Consider the following 16,934-nt stretch of genomic DNA (forward strand, 5'->3'; position numbering starts at 1 on the left):
CAATTCTTATATGAATAATAAGATTATAGCTCAAATAAAAAGCCATGTCCAATTTCCGATACGAAAAAAAGAATCCAATTTAAACTTGGATTCTTTTTGAGCGGTCCCGACGGGATTTGAACCCGCGATCTCCTGCGTGACAGGCAGGCATGTTAACCCCTACACCACGGAACCATATGTATAGAAAATGAATAAAAAAGTGACCCGTACGGGATTCGAACCCGTGTTACCGCCGTGAAAGGGCGGTGTCTTAACCGCTTGACCAACGGGCCAGATAAAAAACGAAAAATGAATATATATTCAATTGAATTCATTTCTCTTACACCAGCTTTTTTATTATAACATAATCTCAGTGACTGTCAACGGCTTTTTCTAATTTTATTTACAAAATTTTTATCTCATGTTTTTTATGCATTTTTGCTAGTATAAAACAAAGTCAGCTATGCTTATAAAAAGGCACGCTGACTTTATTTTACTTTTCTCGGTGATCAACCATAATGAAACTTCTCGTATCATAGCGATGTCTTGAACGGGAATATTCGACTGGTCTACCGTCTTTTAAATACACTACTTGCTCTACTTCTAAAACTGGATCGTGTTCCCCGCACGCTAAATATTCTTGGTCATATTCAGATGGCTTATCGGCATTAATTTTTCGAAATGCACCACTTAAAACGAGCCCTAATGTGTCTTGTAAGTATGCATAAATAGAATGATGCAAAATCTCTCTCGTTAAACCTGGAACTAAATCTGCTGGCATGGTTGTATGCTCTAATACATACGGCTCACCATCTAACAGGCGCAAACGAATCAATTTATACACCGGTTGGTCTGCTTTAATCAAGAGTTGTTCTTGCGTTTTTTCATCTGGGAAAGCAATATCAAATGCAATAATTTTACTTCTGATTCGATTGTCTCCCATCATTTTTGTTAAACCGTCATAATCTCGCAAACTCGCATCTTGTTTATTAGCTAAGGCATTTTTCATAACAAAAGTTCCTGCACCACGTTGTCTGTAAACAAGTCCTTCAAGCGCAAGTACGTCAAAGGCTTTTTTTATTGTCATTCTGCTACAATCATACGCTTTAGATAAGCTCACTTGATCAGGAAGAATGGATTCTGGTGGATAAGTACCGTTGTTTATTTTTTCACGGATTTCTGCGGCAATCAGTTCATACTTAACCAAGTCGATCGCTCCTTCGTTTGAATTAAAAATGTCTAGCCATTTCCAATCAAATTATAGCATATCGAAAAGGAAAACATAACTTATTTGATAGCTGCTTCGGATTCTCTTGCTATATTCGTGCGGTCAACAAGTTTAAGGAATGGATACCAGATGATTAAGACGATGAAGAAATCCACCACTTGAAGTGCCCCGCCGAGCCATGAGTTTGTTGCTAAAATTCCATTGATGATAATTGGCACTGTCCAAGGTACAGATACCCCAGTTGGAGCTGGTACAATTCCAGCAGCCATCACAAAGTAATTAAGTGTAGTGACAACTAAAGGTGCAAGTATCCACGGAATTAAAATCGTTGCATTTAGCACGATTGGCATCCCGAATAATACCGGTTCGTTTACATTAAAAATACCAGGTCCGAGCGCTAAACGACCGATTTCCTTGCTTTGTTTGCTCTTCATTAGAAAAGCGAGCGCGATTACTACAGCAAGTGTCATCCCAGATCCACCCATGCCGACAGTAAATACTTCCATGAATGGTTTTGTAATAATATGTGGTAACGGAGACCCAGCTTTATAGGCATCCAGATTTTCAAGCATTAACGTATTCCAAATTGGGTCCATTACCGAGTTTACAATAATTTGACCATGTAAACCGAAGAACCACAATACTTGGACAAAGAAAAGTGCAATCAGAGTTGGTATAATTCCCGATCCTAAACCAACAAGCGGTTTTTGAATAACCGTGTACACGACATCATGTAAGTTGGTATTGAAGAAGAATTGAACAATAATATTAATTACTAAAAAGATACTTAATGTCAAAACTGCTGGTATTAATGCAGCAAATGATTTAGCAACTGCTGGAGGCACCCCATCAGGCATTTTAATCGTCCAATCACGTTGCACGAAGAAACGATATAATTCTCCCGCAATAAAACCAGTAATCATCCCAATAAACATACCTTTTGCACCAAGTCTGTCTAAAGAAAGTGCTCCAGTAACTAATTCCCCATTGGCACTATTAAAGAAAAATGGCGTTAAAATCAAGAAACTAGCGAGCGCTACAGCACCACCATATATAGCTTCTACTTTATAATACTTCGATAACGAATAACCAATACCAAAAACGACAAAAACCGTCATAATACTCATCGTCGCATTTTGGGCATTTCCTAAATAAAGTTGTAAAGTAGCTTTCGTTTCATCACTCCAAAATGGCAGATTCATCAAAACTACAGCAATAGAACCAAACATTGTCAGTGGAAACGCTAACATAAAAGCATCTCGTAAAGTCGTTAAGTAACGATTCTCCCCTAACTTTGCAGCAAGAGGCATTAATTTATCCCCAAGCAACTCCATAAATTTATTCACTTTTCTTCCCCCAAACGTATTTTTTTCTACAAGAAAACGTTTTCTATTTATTATTATACTCATTTATTTTTAAATGTCTAGTCTTTTTAAAATAAAAGACCAAACAAAAAAAGCTTCCATCATATTGATGAAAGCCTCAAACTTATTTTTTCTTTTTCTTTGCTAGCTTTTCTGCTGCTTTTTGTTTATTTTCTGCTAATCGGAAAAGTGTCATTTCTTTAATTAATTCATAAGGAACTTCTTCTTTGATAGGAAATTGAACCGCACCTTTTGAATACTTATACTTTCCTAATTGTTTCTCAAAGGCCGAAATGCCACTAGGCGCTGGATAAAACCCGTAATGATTTTTCGCAACCGCAAAATGCACTAGATTTCCTTCAAAATAAAAAGTTGGCATTTGATAGCTGATTTTCTCAGTTGCTTCTGGGGCAGCAGCTTGAATTGTCTCTCTTATTTTTTGCAACACTTCTTTTGTTTCTGGTGGCGCTTGGGTAATATATTCATCAATCGTTGTAAATTCTAGTTTATTATCCATAGTCCATTCCTTTCTGAAACGTTTTTCTTATTATAGCAACTCTCTTCTTAAATGCCAATTTTAGCGCGCAAAAAAGGTTACCTTAACATTTATAAGGTAACCTTTCTTAATTACGGAGAAGGAGGGATTTGAACCCTCGCGCCGCGTGAGCGACCTATACCCTTAGCAGGGGCACCTCTTCAGCCACTTGAGTACTTCCCCAAACTCCACAGGCAGGATTATTGTTCCTGCGCCCACTCGGTTAACAGCCAATTACGCTATCAACGGAGCTACTGTTGAATTATCTGACTTCCATTAGTATACGCAGAATTAAGCAAAAATGCAAGGCTTTTTAGGGGGATTCTGTATAAACTTTTTTTGAACCAGTTTGCTTTAATCTTCCGCCGCAACTGCCACAGCGATAACGGTTTACATTAAATCTACGTTGTCTTAAAAATGACTTCCCGCAACTTTTACATGTATATTCATGCATTGTAATTTCACGCGGAATCGCAGCACAAAACCTTGGGGCGTCTACTTTTTTTAATAATTCACGAAAATCCTTGTCGCGATGTTGATAGCCTTTTTTCTCTAAATGAAGGTGATAATGACATAATTCATGTTTCATAATGCCGAAAAAGTACTCTAAGCCAAAGTTTTCTAAGTACTTAGGGTTCATTTCGATATTGTGGCTTTTGAGTAAATATCTTCCGCCAGTTGTTCGTAAACGCGTGTTAAAAACAGCTTGGTGACGGAATTCTTTTTGGAAAAATTGCAGCGACACTTCTTCCATGTGCTGCTGCAATTCTGTTTGATTCATTATTTGACACTTCCATCTGGATTACGCATTGTTAAAGCAATTCGATTTTTCTTCGTGTCTACTTCATCAACCCAAACCGTTACAACGTCTCCTACTGAAACGACATCCATCGGGTTTTTAACAAAGGAATTACTTAGTTTTGAAATGTGCACAAGTCCGTCTTGTTTCACGCCAATATCAACAAAAGCGCCAAAGTCAACAACGTTACGAACAGTTCCTTGTAACTCCATTCCTTGTTTTAAATCTTCCATCGAAATAACATCTTGTTTTAATAGTGGCGCTGGTAGTTCATCACGAAGGTCGCGTCCTGGAGCAATTAAGTTATCAATAATGTCGCGCATCGTTTCTTTACCAATGCCTAGTTTTTCTGCTTCTTCTGGGATACTAAGAGCTTGTAATGCTACTTTTAAATCCTCGCTACCAATATCATTCAAGCCAAAACCAGCTGCTTTTACAATTTGCTCTGCTGCTTTATAGCTCTCAGGATGAATAGCTGTTTTATCAAGAGGATTTTCGCCCTCTAAAATACGTAAGAAACCGATACTTTGTTCATATGATTTCGCGCCGAGACGAGGAACTTTTTTCAACTCTTTACGAGAAGTGAAAGAACCGTTTTCTTCGCGATATTTACGAATGTTATTTGCAACTGTTTTGTTTAAACCGGCAACATATTGTAAAAGTGAAGCAGATGCTGTATTTACGTTGACGCCTACTTGGTTAACGGCTGTTTCAACGACAAAAGTTAGGGTTTCATTTAAGCGTTTTTGGGCAACATCGTGTTGATATTGTCCTACTCCTACTGATTTTGGATCAATTTTTACAAGTTCTGCTAATGGATCTTGTAAGCGGCGTCCGATGGAAACTGCGCTACGTTCTTCTACTTGATAATCCGGGAATTCTTCACGAGCTGTTTCACTTGCAGAATAAACACTTGCGCCTGCTTCATTAACAATACAATAATAAGCATTTGATTTTGATTCGCGAATAACTTCTACGATAAATTGCTCTGTTTCACGAGAAGCTGTTCCGTTACCAATCGCGATAACTTCTACTTGATAAGTGGATAAAATCTCAGCTATCTTTTGTTTTGCTTCTGGACGCCTTGCCTTAGCAGTATGCGGATAAACAACACCGATTTCTAGCACTTTCCCCGTTTGATCTAATACAGAAAATTTACAACCTGTTCTAAAAGCGGGGTCAACGCCAAGGATGATTTTTCCTTTTAAAGGTGGTTGTAATAGCAGTTTGCGCAAGTTCTCGGAGAAAATATGGATTGCTTGTTCTTCTGCTTTATCAGTCAGTTCACCGCGAATTTCACGTTCAATTGCCGGACCGATAAATCGTTTATAGGCATCTAAAATCGCTTCTTCTACGTATGTTCGTGTTGCAGAATTACGGTTTTGGATTACTTTTTCAAAAAGATATTGGAAGATTTTTGTTGTGTCTACTTGGACTTGTACGCGTAAAATATCTTCTTTTTCACCACGATTAAAAGCAAGTATCCGGTGACTAGCAACCTTTCCAATCATTTCATTAAATTCGTAGTACATTTCGTAAACGCCTTTTTCGTCTGCTTCAGCGTTTTTTGCTCGTGATTCAATCATACCGAATTTTCTAGTGAAGTTACGAATCCATTCACGGAAAGTAGGTTCATCACTGATTTGTTCGGCAATTATTTCATGCGCGCCTAGTAAAGCGTCTTCTGCTGACGTCACTTCTTTTTCTTCAGAGATGTATTTGGCAGCTTCTTCAAGTGGATTTGCTTCACCCGGAAAGCTCATTAACCAATCGGCTAGAGGTTCTAAGCCTTTTTCTTTGGCAATGGTTGCTTTAGTGCGTTTCTTTTGTTTATAAGGACGGTATAAGTCTTCTAATGCTTGATGCTTTTCCGCTTTTATAATTGCAGCTTTTAGTTCATCTGTTAATTTTCCTTGTTCATCTATTAAGCGAATAATTTCTTCTTTACGATTTTCTAATTTAGTAACGTATTCAAACGTTTCTTCAATATCGCGAATTTCAACTTCATCTAGACTACCAGTCATTTCTTTACGGTAACGTGCGATAAATGGAACAGTGTTGCCTTCTTCCATTAGTTTAATTACGGCATTAATTTGCGCTGGTTTATAAGTTAGCGATTTTTGGACTAATTTCATTATTTTTTCTTGCATTTGTTCCATACTTGATAGCCTCCAATTATTTCATTATCTATTAAGTGTAACATAATTACGTTTCAACTGACAAAAGCTATCTGCTAAGCTCACTTAAAGCATTTTCCGCGTAATGGACCGCGTCTTCTGTGTGTAAAAAGAAGTGTTCTTCCCCAATTCGGTCATAAAGTCCGCTACCTTTCAGACTTTCTTTCGCTTTGTCTGTTAGGCCCGTAATCAAGATTTGCCCACCTTGCTTCGAAAATTCTTTTTCAATTTGATGGAAATAACCTTCTGCCGTAGCATCGATAATTGGCACTTTTCCCATTCGCAAAATAAGAAATTCTGGTTTCACATGGATTGCTTTAATAATATTTTGTTGAAAAATTTGTGCTGCACCAAAGAAAAGCGGACCGCGAATCGTAAATATGCTAATTTTATCATGTAAATGAGGAGCTATTTCGGCGCCTTCTAGTTCAATTCCTTCAATTTGCATCGAGCTGCCCATTTGTTTAGCGAATAGCACGACCGCAAGCAATAATCCCACTTCAACTGCTACTGTTAAACTTGCAAAAACCGTTAATAAAAAGGTAATAACAAGCACTAAAGTATCGCCTGATTTTAATTTGATAATATGTTGAAATGTTTTTCGTTCGCTCATATTCCAAGCAACTAACATCAAAATCGGCGCCATTGCTGCAATCGGAATATTAATAGCGACTGGTGCAAGGACAAGTAACGTAAGCAATACAAAAATCCCATGAATAACTCCTGAAACACGACTAGTGGCACCATTATTAATATTGGTCGCTGTTCTTGCAATTGCGCCAGTTGCTGGAATACCACCAAACATTGGCGTCACTATGTTTGCAATACCCTGCCCAATCAATTCACGGTTACTATTATGTTTTGTATTCGTCATCCCATCCGCTACAACAGCCGAAAGAAGCGATTCAATCCCGCCGAGCATTGCAATAACAAAAGCCGGCCCAATCAATTTACTCATATTAGCAAATGTCATATCAGGAAATTGGAACGGTGGAAAAGTACTCGGGATTTCTCCGTATGCCGATCCAATTGTTGGAAGCGCGTCTTTGAAAAACAGCATGGCAATCCCGGTCGTAATCACAAGACCAATGAGTGGTGCTGGAATTCGTGGTAAAATTTTTGGAAAAACAAATAATACAAACATACAAATACAGGAAATCAACACGCTATAGAAATTCCATGAATCTAAGTGTAGCCAGATCTCTTTCATATTTGCTATAAATGATTCATGCTTTTCCATTCCAGTTAATCCAAGGAAATTCCCCACTTGCCCCATAAAAATCGTTACGGCAATTCCCGCTGTAAAACCGATAGTTACCGGGCGGGGAATAAATTTAATTAACGTTCCAAGTTTGAAAATCCCCATTAAACAAAGTAAAACCCCAGCCATCATCCCAGCTACAAGTAAATCCTGATAACCATAAGTTAAGACGATTCCAAGTAATACAGGAATAAACGCCCCAGTCGGCCCCGCTATTTGAAATCTAGAACCACCAAAAATGGAAACAATAATACCAGCAACAAAACTTGAATAAATCCCGTATTCAGGCTTTACTCCTGAAGCAATCGCAAATGACATCCCCAGTGGTAAAGCAATGATGCCCACGATAATCCCCGCAAGCAAGTCTTTTCTGAACCTCGCCCACGTATAACCTTTTACACTATTCGATAAAACTTTCTTCAATTTGCTCCTTCTCTCTTATTTATATTTTAATCCGCGCAAAAAAACGCAAAGCAATATCGCTTCACGCTTACTAAGTGATTTTTATCACATGATTAAGTATAAAAACTAGCGCTCTATTCTAATATACCATAAATAGACTAAGTTCTCACACCCGATTTTAAAAAAACACCTTTTAAACCATCGCTCGTTTAAAAGGTGTTTGCGTTATTCTGGAAATTTACCAATCAAGAAAGTTACATCATCTGTCGGAATATCAAGTATATTTCGCTCGATTAAATGTCCTATTTTTACTACACAAAGTGGTGATTCGAGACTTTTTCGAACACGAGAAAGAACAAGCCCATCTGAATGCATCAAAAACTTACTGCCTGGTTTGTATTTAAAAGATTGCATCCGGTACTTCTGTTTTCTTCCGGATAAAAATCCAGAGCCAGAAAGCGGAAAAATAAGCTTATCTTCTATACCAATCATATAAAATCGGATATTACCCATACCAGTATAGTAAAGTGTTTTCGTTAAGTAGTCACCTTTAATAATTGCTATCGCAGCACCACGAAGTCCAGAAACGGCCTGGTTAGCTTTTTCAAGCATATCAGTAATATCCGCATGAATATCTTCCTTTATGGCTTCAACGGTCGCTTTGGCGGCTCTATTCGCCTCAAGCCCACTTCCGAGTCCATCAGAAAGAACATACAAAAAACCATTTTTGTCTTCATGGGTAAAATAAACATCCCCGCAGTATTGTTGTAATGCTTTAGAACGTTGAAATACAAATAAATTATTTGATTCAACCGCCTTGTTCATTTACTCCACTTCCTCATTCTGCAACGCCTCTCGAAGTTTTTTAATAGCTTGACGTTGGATTCTAGACACATGCATTTGTGATATATCGAGTAGTTCACCAGTTTCTTTTTGACTACGATTTTCAATGAATGTATATTGCAATATTTTCTGTTCTCGCTCATCTAAAACAGGGAGAACTTTCTCTAAAAGCATACGTTGATTCACACGTTCAAATCCATCATCCGTACCACCAACAACATCAAGTAACGTAATGGTACTTCCATCCGAATCTGCTTCAATCGAATGATCTACAGAAAGTGCTTGGTAACTTTTTCCCATTTCCATTGCTTCTAAAACTTCTTCTTCCGTGACACCGATAAAATCTGCAATATCGCTAATTTGCGGTGAGCTTTGTAGTTCTCTTGTTAGCTCTTCCACGGCATTTTTAATTTTCGGACCTAATTCTTTAATTCGACGTGGTACATGAACGCTCCATGTTTTATCACGTAAAAAACGTTTAATTTCGCCAACAATTGTCGGCACAGCAAATGCTTCAAAGCTTTTCCCAAAAGTCGCATCATAACGTCTAATAGCACCAAGCAAACCGATATTTCCAACTTGAACTAAATCTTCGTGAAAAGATTTACCTTGGGAATATTTACGGGCAATTGATTCTACTAAGTTTTTATAATGAACGACTAAATTATACTGGGCATCTTCGTCACCGTTTTCTTGATAAGCGGCAATCCAAATATACACTTTTTCTTTTGCTTCTTTATCAGGTTGAGATACTTTTGGCATTCTCCTCCACCTGCTTTTCATTAATATATTTGGTCATTACGACAGAAACCCCTTCATCGTAATAAAGTTTCACGTCATCCATTAATGTTTCAATTAAAAATAAACCTAGCCCTCCGATACGCATCATCTCCGCATCTTCACCCACTTCATAAGGACCAATTTCTTGTTTACGGGTTTCTAGGTCGAAGCTTGTTCCATTATCAGAAACACGAACTTCTAATTTGTCTTCATAAATATGATATTCTACAGTAATTTCACCATCTTCTTCACCTTTAAATGCATGTTTTACGGAATTAGTGATGGCTTCACTTACAGCTATTTTCAAATCTTCAATTGCTTCATAAGAAAATCCTGCGCGACTTGCAATTCCTGATAATGACAGTCTACCTAGACTAACATATTCAGGTTTGGCAGGAAGTTGTAATGTAATTTTGTCATGCATTGTTGCCATTCATTTCACCCTCTACATTTTTGATTTCAATGATATCTGACAATCCTGTGATTTCAAACAATCGGAAAAGTCGGTCGCTTAAACCAAACAAGACAAGTTCACTTTGGCGTTGTCGTAAGCTTTTGAAAGCCCCTACAAATACGCCTAAACCGGTGCTATCCATATAACTTACTTCTGTTAAATCAATTCTAAGTACAATACCCTCTTTTACTTGATATACTTCAAGTGCTTCTTTTACCTTTGGCGCTGTATAAGCATCGATCTCCCCAGCAACAAATATGTCTATGTGGTCAGTATCACGTTCTTTTATTTCTATACTAATATTCATCACTTCACCCCATCTAATTTAAGTATACTGTCGATTTTACCCTAACAAATAAAATTAAAACATTAAAAAATAAAAACGTTCCACTCTTTAAATACGTTTACTCACCAGTAAATGCTCTTTAAAGAATGAGGTACGTCTCTACTTTGGACTTATTTAGTTCGTTTAATACAAATAAGTGTAAAGTCATCATGCAATTCAAAGTTTTGCATTTAACTAATTGATCATAAATTGCATGTACCATTTTTTCAGCTGATAATGAAATATGCGCTGCTATAATTTCTGTTAACTCTTCTCGTTCGATAAATCCATTTGCTGTTCTAGTTTCAGTAACACCATCTGACATAATAAAAATAGCGTCTCCAACTTCAATTTTCTTATCAAATTGACGATAAACAGCATTTTTATCAACACCAAGAGGTAAACCTTTGGCATATAAATCAGAAAAGCTGTTTTCTTTATGTTGGTAATATAAACCTAGTTCGTGTCCAGCAGAACCATATTCAAACAAATGCGTATCTTCATGATAAAGCCCGTAAAACATCGTGATAAACATATTATCATTAATGTTCTCTTCCGCTACTTGGTTCAGTGTTTCTAGGACGATGGATGGTTTTCGGTCGTCACCAGTCATTCCTGCTAGAGCATATTTTATCATCGAGATACTAAATGCAGCCGGGATTCCTTTACCAATAACGTCAGCGAGCGCGATACCAATTTGCTTATCGCCTTCTTCTGTAAAGCTATAATAGTCGCCACTCATTTGTCTTGCTGCGACACTTATAACGCCAAAATCAAGTGCATCATGTTCTGGCACATCTGTTTTCATTAAGGTTTTTTGCATATCTTCTGCTTGAGAAATTTCGCTACGTAATGCTTTTTGTTCGGTTCTTAGACTCAGATGTTCCATATAAGCTAAGCCGTAACCTACCATTATTTCGAGTAATACATCAAATGATAATCGTACAAAATCTGGCAACTCTTTTCCGTATAATTCAAGAACTGAGCGATGTAAATGGACAATTTCTTCTGGTGAAACTCGCTCTTCCATAGCTTCTCTGGATAATTTTTCGCAAGTATAAAGAATTTCTTCATCTTGATGTTCTAAATATTGAATAAGAATATCACGGTATTTTCCTTCAAAAGCTTTTTCCATTTTTTTCTAGCTCTCCTTACCGAACCCATTTCGTTGTTGTAATTACCGTTCCTCTTGTGTCGCCTTCAATGCTGGATTCAATATCAAAACTGTCCATTAAGCGTTTAACTCCTGGAAGACCTGCTCCAAGACCGCCAGATGTTGTATAACCATCTTGCATTACTTTTCTAATATCTACAATTCCTGGGCCTTTATCTTTGGCCACAATAATCATTCCTTGTTTACCGGATTCGCTTACTTTTTCAATGCAAATCTCTCCTCTTCCAGCATAAAGGAAAATGTTTCTTGCTAGTTCACTGATGGCTGTTGTAATTCTTGCTTGGTCAACCGTTCCAAAGCCAATTTCTTTGGATATTTTTCTACCTAATTGTCGTGCAGCCACAATGTCCCATTCATTAATTATCTTTACACAGGATTGGAATGTCATGTTCATTCCCCCAATTCCTGTTTAAGTTTTTCAAGACCACTTTCAAGATCCATCGCCGAAAGCACTCCACTAAACGTAATTCCGAGTTCAATTAGTGTAATCGCAACTGCTGGCTGTATTCCAGTTACAACCACTTTTGCACCCATCAATTTAGACATACTTACTACATCTCCAAGAATCTTTGCAATAAATGAATCAATAAAATCGATCGAAGTTATATCAATGACTACTCCTCTGGCCGACGTTTCATGGATTTTTGCAAGTAAATCTTCCTGGAACTCTACCGCAGTATGATCATCTAATTCACTCTGGATAGAAATTAATAAACATTCACCTAACTTTAAGATTGGTATCCCCACAGTATTCACCCCTCTTTTTCTACTATCTCTCTGTTCGTCAAGGCTAGCGCACGCTCCATGCCTTTTTTCATTGTGTTGGTCGTGATAATTTGATCTAATTCAATTCCTAGGTTAACGATAGTTTGCGCGATTTCTGGTCTAATACCTACAAGCATTGCCTGACAGCCGACAAGTCTAACTGCTTCTGATGCTTGAATGATATGGTGCGCAACCATTGTATCAACAACAGGAACTCCCGTAATATCAATCAAAACCACTTCTGACCGATTTTTTACAACGCCTATTAGTAAGTTTTCTATGATTAACTTAGCTCTTTCTGTGTCAATCGTTCCAATTAGCGGCATTACAGAAATTTTTTCAAATATTGGTAAAAGTGGTGCAGATAATTCCTGTAAAGCACTTTTTTGGATAGAAACTGTCTTTTCCCACGTATCCGCGTAGGCAGTGACCACTTTGTTATACATGGAGGAAAGCCATGTTTCAAAGCGATAATAGGCATCATCTTCTGGTTTTTCTTCTCTTTTTAAGAATAAATCTTCATCTCTCATCGCTGTATATACTAAAAGCCCGAAAACTCGTAGGCCAGTGGTGACAAAATGAATCGGCCAACCTAGGTGGACCACTTTCTCTGCAAAATCATCAAGTTTTTCATTAAACTTAGAGCCATTTTCAGTAATATTCGAGACAATCAAATCAACAAATTCAATGCTTGTTTCTTCGTACATCGGTTCTTTAGCGATGTCGTTAATAAGCGGATCTGATTGTTTCTCCATTTCATTCATCCAATTATTTAGTAAGTCTTTTTTATTTGTACGGATGAAGTTTGCAAAATCTTTATACATCAGTTATTTTCCAACCTTTCTCCATTGTTAACAAAATTTTCTCTATTATTATGCGGTTTGATTAACTATTCTTTAAAAAAAGACATTAGAAACAAATTTAGCGAATAGGTTGATTACGCGTTGTTTGTAGGTTTCTGATGCCCTTTTTGCTTAGCCAGACTAGTTAATTATTTTCTTATGTATTAATTATCTTTTTTTACGTCAGACCCTTTGCCTGCATTCATCATTGTATGTTATTTCTTTAGGATTGTTTAGAATTCTACTACTCCTAGACTGACTTCAAGTGCCTGATTTACCTTGGCCATTAGTTCCTCGTCCAAATGTGTAATCTTATCTGTCAGGCGTTGTTTATCTATCGTTCTAATTTGTTCTAATAGAATGACAGAATCTCTTTCAAAGCCGTCTTTACGAGTAGCTTCCACATGTGTTGGCAACTTCGCTTTTTGAATTTTTGCAGTTATTGCTGCCACGATCACAGTTGGACTGAATCTATTACCAATATCATTTTGAATGATGAGAACAGGCCTTATTCCCCCTTGCTCGCTTCCGACCACGGGGGAAAGGTCCGCGTAGTAAACGTCACCACGCTTCACCATCAGCCATTAACCTCCTAAAATACTAATATTCCTGTCTTCTGCCTCTGCTTCGACATGAGTACACTCGCACGCGATAGCGAAATTAATCGTCGCCATTTCTGCATAGCCGCGTTCCATCTCGTCTCTTAATTCACGAGCTCTTTTCTCCTGTAAAAATTGTTGCGTTGCTTCCATTATAACTTCACTCCGCCCCATTTTTTCTTTTTCTACAACTACGTCGAGTTCTTGTACCATTTCCTGTGTCAGTTCTACGGATATTATCATCCGTTTTTCTTTCTCTAACACGTGTCACACCCCCAAAGCCTCGTACCTGTAAGTAACAACTATATCGTACCATTATCACGCCATGAAGAAAAGAGTTATTTCGCATTTTATTGTTAAGAATGTTACAGTTTCAGCTTAGGAACTCCCTTAAGTCCTATATATAGCTATAAAGTTTCATATGTTAGATTATAAACGCTTCTCTCAAAAAAAGCACGAATATTACCTTCTAATCGATGTATTTCCTTGGTATGCGCTCCGTTAACAAACAAGTAACTTCATAATTAATTGTGCCTAAATATTCTGCTGCATCATCTGCTGTTACCTTATTTCCATGATCTGAACCGATTATCGTTACTTTTGTACCAGTTTGAAATTCACGAGGAAGTTTTATGATGGTTTGATCCATACAAATCCTTCCGATAATTGGTGCCCGCTCGCCTTCTACTAAAACATGAAAGCCACTATAATGGCGAATAAGGCCATCTGCATAACCAATTGGTAATGTCGCAACCCATTCTTTTTCGGTTGCTGTATAAGTTGCGCCGTAGCTAACACTGTCACCTGGCGCTAGTTCTTTCACATGAACCATTTCCGTATAAAGTGCAAGTGCAGGCTTAAGTTCAAAGGGCAAACTATTTTTAATTTCCGTGGAAGGTGTTAAACCATACATCGAAATACCAAAGCGAATAGCATCGAAATCAATTTGCGGTTGTAGCAATGAAGCTGCTGAATTTGCTGTATGAACGAATGTTGGGCGTGTTGTTAAACTTCTTAAAATTGCTTGGAATTTTGCTAACTGTTTTTCAAAATAACTTGTTTCTAATTGATCGGCTGTCGCAAAATGTGTATAAATACCTTCTAAAATCATTTGATGATCTATCGCTATCGTTGTTTCGATTCGCTGTGCTTCTTCTCTACTACGAATACCAAGGCGTCCCATGCCACTATCTACTTTTAAATGAATCCGGAGTGGCGCCTCTAAAGTTAAATCGTCCAGCCAATCTTCTCTAAAAACAGTAACCGAGATATTATTTTTAGCAGCAAGGTTGGCGTCTTCTTTTCTAGTTGCCCCTAAGACGAGAATAAATTCATTTCGAAACCCAGCTTCTCTTAATGCAAGAGCTTCATCTAAAATAGCGACACAAAAACCTTTTGCTCCGGCTTCTTTTGCTATTTTTGCTGTTTCAATAATTCCGTGACCGTATGCATTTGCTTTTACTACGGCCCAAAGTGCCACCTTATCTGGTAGTTTATTTTGTTCATTTTTTATATTTTCGCGAATTGCTGCGCGGTCAATTTCAATCCATGTCGGACGGTGCCAGCCTGTTACCACTATCGTTCACTTTCCTTTCTATTGTTCAATTATCACTTGAGCTGCGGCTGATCTGGCTGTATGGGTGATACTCACAAAAACAGTTTCACCTTGTTTTATCGGCATCGTTACGTGAGGTCGCCCATCTTCTACTTGCAAAATTTCTACATCAGTAAAACTTAAATGTTTACCAAATCCGGTTCCATTGGCTTTCGCATAAGCTTCTTTCGCTGCGAAACGTCCTGCTAAAAACTCAATTTTACGGCTACCTTCGTATTTTTCATATTGTTTAGTTTCTTTTTCTGTTAAAATTCGTTCGATAAAGCGAGGGTTCTTTTCGACCGCTTGTTTTACACGGTCTAAATCGATCATATCGAGTCCAATTCCTTTAATCATGTTACACCTCTTCCAAGAAATCTGCTAATTCAGTAACCGCAGTTTGTGCTCCAGCTATACAGTCAGGAATTCCTACACCTTCGTAACTCATCCCTGCAAAATAAACGCCTGGATAGTCTGTCTGGATGTTTTTTTTCAATTGTTTAAGACGATCTTGGTGATCTACTAAATACTGCGGCATAGCTGATTTCATTCGACTTACTTCATAAAAAAGTGGTGCGGCATGTAAATCCATTATTTCCGCATAGTCCGTTAGTACAGCAGTGACGATTGCTTCATCACTTGCTTGCTCTAACCAAGATTCACCAGCTTTACCAACAAAGCCCCGTAATAACATTTTATCTTTTGGTACCATGTGAGGCCATTTTTTTTGCACCCAAGTACAAGCAGTTGTTTTATACGGCGCGGTTCGAGCAACTAAATAACCTGTTCCATCCGGCAAAATGGGTACATCTTTTTCGTCGTAAGCTAATGAAACGGTCGCGAGTGTCGTTAATGGTTGTCCTGCAAAAGGTGCTGTGGTCGTTTCTGCTAACAAATGAATCAGCGCATCATGTGTAGCTGCAATAATAACGCCATCTGCTTCTTTTTTATCTCCATCAGCAAAAGAAATTTCATAAGAAGTATTTTTTTTCGTGATTTGTGTTGCTTGTTTCGCTGTATGCAAGTTTTCAGCTGGCAGGGCGTCGGCAATTGCTTTTGGTAAACGGTCTAAGCCTCCTTCTAACGTTCGAAAGGCGCCAATGGTTCCTTTTGTGCCAGTTGTTTGCATAGTACTTTCCTTCAACCCGTCCATTAGATTTCCATACTTTCTGACGGTTTGTTCAAATTGCGGAAATGTAGCACGCAAACTCATTTTGTATATATCACCCGCGTAAATTCCTGATAAAAGAGGTTCAATGATTGTTTTCACTAATTCCTTGCCGAAACGTGCTTCAAAGAATTCACCAAGTGGCTGATCTGTTTCTTGATTATTTGGTTCGATTGTCGGTTCTTGGAGTGCGCGTGCTTTGCCTATTTCAGAGACAAGTGTGCTAGCTAGAAGTGCTTCTCTATCAGTTGGAATTCCCATCACAGAACCTTCTGGAATTGGATGAAGCGCTTTTTGATGGTAAATGTAAGACCGTCCTGTCGCATTTGCAATTAATTTATCTTCGAGCCCTAAGTCCTTCACTAAGCCCACTCCAGCAGGCTTTCTAGCTAAAAAGGAATCTGGGCCTTTTTCAATTAAAAATCCGTCCCGTTTTACTGTTTCAAATTTCCCGCCTAATTTCTCGTCTTTTTCAACTAATTCCCACGTATAATTCGGATGTGTTTTTTGTAGTTCATAAGCTGCTGCAAGCCCCGATAAGCCGCCTCCGATAATCACTATGTGTTTCACTACTTAACCAATCCTCTCTATCTCTTGTGTCGTTTATTCTTTCTATTTTACCAGATTTCCACCTAATTGAAAAAA

18 protein-coding genes, 3 tRNA genes and 1 pseudogene are annotated in these 16,934 nt (G+C 37.9%); all 22 read right to left on the reverse strand.

Annotated elements, in window-relative coordinates; all coding sequences use genetic code 11:
• Positions 1-101: 101 nt before the first annotated feature.
• Positions 102-174: transfer RNA gene (locus AC4PG8_RS03775), tRNA-Asp, on the reverse strand.
• 26 nt (positions 175-200) lie between these two features.
• Positions 201-272, reverse strand: a tRNA-Glu gene (locus tag AC4PG8_RS03780).
• 200 nt (positions 273-472) lie between these two features.
• Positions 473-1,186 carry a GntR family transcriptional regulator gene (locus AC4PG8_RS03785; RefSeq protein ID WP_185482538.1) on the reverse strand — a complete coding sequence of 238 codons (714 nt, stop codon included), beginning with the start codon at positions 1,184-1,186 and terminating at the stop codon, positions 473-475.
• Positions 1,187-1,266: 80 nt separating this feature from the next.
• Positions 1,267-2,553 carry a PTS cellobiose transporter subunit IIC gene (gene celB, locus AC4PG8_RS03790; RefSeq protein ID WP_010990670.1) on the reverse strand — a complete coding sequence of 429 codons (1,287 nt, stop codon included), beginning with the start codon at positions 2,551-2,553 and terminating at the stop codon, positions 1,267-1,269.
• Positions 2,554-2,695: 142 nt separating this feature from the next.
• Positions 2,696-3,088 (reverse strand): iron chaperone, encoded by a 393-nt coding sequence (locus AC4PG8_RS03795; RefSeq protein WP_003761325.1) that lies wholly within the window; start codon positions 3,086-3,088, stop codon positions 2,696-2,698.
• Positions 3,089-3,201: 113 nt separating this feature from the next.
• Positions 3,202-3,289: transfer RNA gene (locus AC4PG8_RS03800), tRNA-Ser, on the reverse strand.
• 130 nt (positions 3,290-3,419) lie between these two features.
• The gene (locus AC4PG8_RS03805; RefSeq protein WP_003761323.1) at positions 3,420-3,887 is read right to left on the reverse strand and encodes a SprT family protein; all 468 of its coding nucleotides are present in this window, start codon (positions 3,885-3,887) and stop codon (positions 3,420-3,422) included.
• Entirely contained in the window at positions 3,887-6,064 is a 2,178-nt protein-coding gene (locus AC4PG8_RS03810) for a Tex family protein (RefSeq protein ID WP_070753398.1), read from the reverse strand. The genes AC4PG8_RS03805 and AC4PG8_RS03810 overlap by 1 nt, the downstream gene beginning before the upstream one ends.
• 67 nt (positions 6,065-6,131) lie before the next feature.
• Positions 6,132-7,766 (reverse strand): SulP family inorganic anion transporter, encoded by a 1,635-nt coding sequence (locus AC4PG8_RS03815; RefSeq protein WP_492170041.1) that lies wholly within the window; start codon positions 7,764-7,766, stop codon positions 6,132-6,134.
• A gap of 204 nt (positions 7,767-7,970) precedes the next feature.
• The gene (locus AC4PG8_RS03820) at positions 7,971-8,570 is read right to left on the reverse strand and encodes a PP2C family serine/threonine-protein phosphatase (RefSeq protein WP_070753400.1); all 600 of its coding nucleotides are present in this window, start codon (positions 8,568-8,570) and stop codon (positions 7,971-7,973) included.
• The gene (sigB, locus tag AC4PG8_RS03825) at positions 8,571-9,350 is read right to left on the reverse strand and encodes an RNA polymerase sigma factor SigB (RefSeq protein ID WP_003761316.1); all 780 of its coding nucleotides are present in this window, start codon (positions 9,348-9,350) and stop codon (positions 8,571-8,573) included.
• A complete protein-coding gene (gene rsbW / locus AC4PG8_RS03830) occupies positions 9,328-9,801 on the reverse strand; it encodes an anti-sigma B factor RsbW (protein ID WP_003761314.1) in 474 nt (157 codons plus the stop codon). Before rsbW ends, sigB begins: the two co-directional genes overlap by 23 nt.
• A complete protein-coding gene (rsbV, locus tag AC4PG8_RS03835; RefSeq protein WP_003721460.1) occupies positions 9,785-10,129 on the reverse strand; it encodes an anti sigma b factor antagonist RsbV in 345 nt (114 codons plus the stop codon). Before rsbV ends, rsbW begins: the two co-directional genes overlap by 17 nt.
• Positions 10,130-10,278: 149 nt before the next feature.
• Positions 10,279-11,282 (reverse strand): annotated as a pseudogene (locus tag AC4PG8_RS03840) (PP2C family protein-serine/threonine phosphatase).
• A 16-nt stretch (positions 11,283-11,298) separates the two neighbouring features.
• Positions 11,299-11,709: an anti-sigma regulatory factor gene (locus AC4PG8_RS03845; protein ID WP_010990667.1), complete on the reverse strand. Its 411-nt coding sequence runs from the start codon at positions 11,707-11,709 to the stop codon at positions 11,299-11,301.
• 2 nt (positions 11,710-11,711) lie between these two features.
• Positions 11,712-12,068, reverse strand: a complete 357-nt coding sequence (locus tag AC4PG8_RS03850) for an STAS domain-containing protein (RefSeq protein ID WP_003721457.1) — start codon at positions 12,066-12,068, stop codon at positions 11,712-11,714.
• 5 nt (positions 12,069-12,073) lie between these two features.
• Positions 12,074-12,910, reverse strand: coding sequence for an RsbT co-antagonist protein RsbRA (locus AC4PG8_RS03855; protein WP_003771126.1), 837 nt, complete (start codon positions 12,908-12,910; stop codon positions 12,074-12,076).
• Between the two features lie 251 nt (positions 12,911-13,161).
• Positions 13,162-13,509 (reverse strand): type II toxin-antitoxin system PemK/MazF family toxin, encoded by a 348-nt coding sequence (locus AC4PG8_RS03860; protein WP_010990666.1) that lies wholly within the window; start codon positions 13,507-13,509, stop codon positions 13,162-13,164.
• Between the two features lie 3 nt (positions 13,510-13,512).
• Positions 13,513-13,791, reverse strand: a complete 279-nt coding sequence (locus AC4PG8_RS03865; RefSeq protein ID WP_003761302.1) for a CopG family ribbon-helix-helix protein — start codon at positions 13,789-13,791, stop codon at positions 13,513-13,515.
• Between the two features lie 205 nt (positions 13,792-13,996).
• Complete coding sequence (gene alr, locus AC4PG8_RS03870; protein WP_492170042.1) at positions 13,997-15,103, reverse strand: alanine racemase; 1,107 nt, start codon at positions 15,101-15,103, stop codon at positions 13,997-13,999.
• 18 nt (positions 15,104-15,121) lie between these two features.
• Positions 15,122-15,478 carry a holo-ACP synthase gene (gene acpS, locus AC4PG8_RS03875; protein ID WP_003761296.1) on the reverse strand — a complete coding sequence of 119 codons (357 nt, stop codon included), beginning with the start codon at positions 15,476-15,478 and terminating at the stop codon, positions 15,122-15,124.
• A 1-nt stretch (position 15,479) separates the two neighbouring features.
• Positions 15,480-16,859 (reverse strand): protoporphyrinogen oxidase, encoded by a 1,380-nt coding sequence (gene hemG / locus AC4PG8_RS03880; RefSeq protein ID WP_070753404.1) that lies wholly within the window; start codon positions 16,857-16,859, stop codon positions 15,480-15,482.
• Positions 16,860-16,934: the final 75 nt, after the last annotated feature.

The organism is Listeria sp. MAN/IMW/UF555 (assembly GCF_058684075.1).

Excerpts from the sequence above, each read along its gene's own strand:
- AC4PG8_RS03805 (WP_003761323.1), bottom strand. The coding sequence starts at position 3,887 with ATGAATCAAACAGAATTGCAGCAGCACATGGAAGAAGTGTCGCTGCAA.
- rsbV (WP_003721460.1), bottom strand. The coding sequence starts at position 10,129 with ATGAATATTAGTATAGAAATAAAAGAACGTGATACTGACCACATAGAC.
- AC4PG8_RS03795 (WP_003761325.1), bottom strand. The coding sequence starts at position 3,088 with ATGGATAATAAACTAGAATTTACAACGATTGATGAATATATTACCCAA.
- AC4PG8_RS03820 (WP_070753400.1), bottom strand. The coding sequence starts at position 8,570 with ATGAACAAGGCGGTTGAATCAAATAATTTATTTGTATTTCAACGTTCT.
- AC4PG8_RS03845 (WP_010990667.1), bottom strand. The coding sequence starts at position 11,709 with ATGACATTCCAATCCTGTGTAAAGATAATTAATGAATGGGACATTGTG.
- sigB (WP_003761316.1), bottom strand. The coding sequence starts at position 9,350 with ATGCCAAAAGTATCTCAACCTGATAAAGAAGCAAAAGAAAAAGTGTAT.
- AC4PG8_RS03855 (WP_003771126.1), bottom strand. The coding sequence starts at position 12,910 with ATGTATAAAGATTTTGCAAACTTCATCCGTACAAATAAAAAAGACTTA.
- acpS (WP_003761296.1), bottom strand. The coding sequence starts at position 15,478 with ATGATTAAAGGAATTGGACTCGATATGATCGATTTAGACCGTGTAAAA.
- AC4PG8_RS03810 (WP_070753398.1), bottom strand. The coding sequence starts at position 6,064 with ATGGAACAAATGCAAGAAAAAATAATGAAATTAGTCCAAAAATCGCTA.
- rsbW (WP_003761314.1), bottom strand. The coding sequence starts at position 9,801 with ATGGCAACAATGCATGACAAAATTACATTACAACTTCCTGCCAAACCT.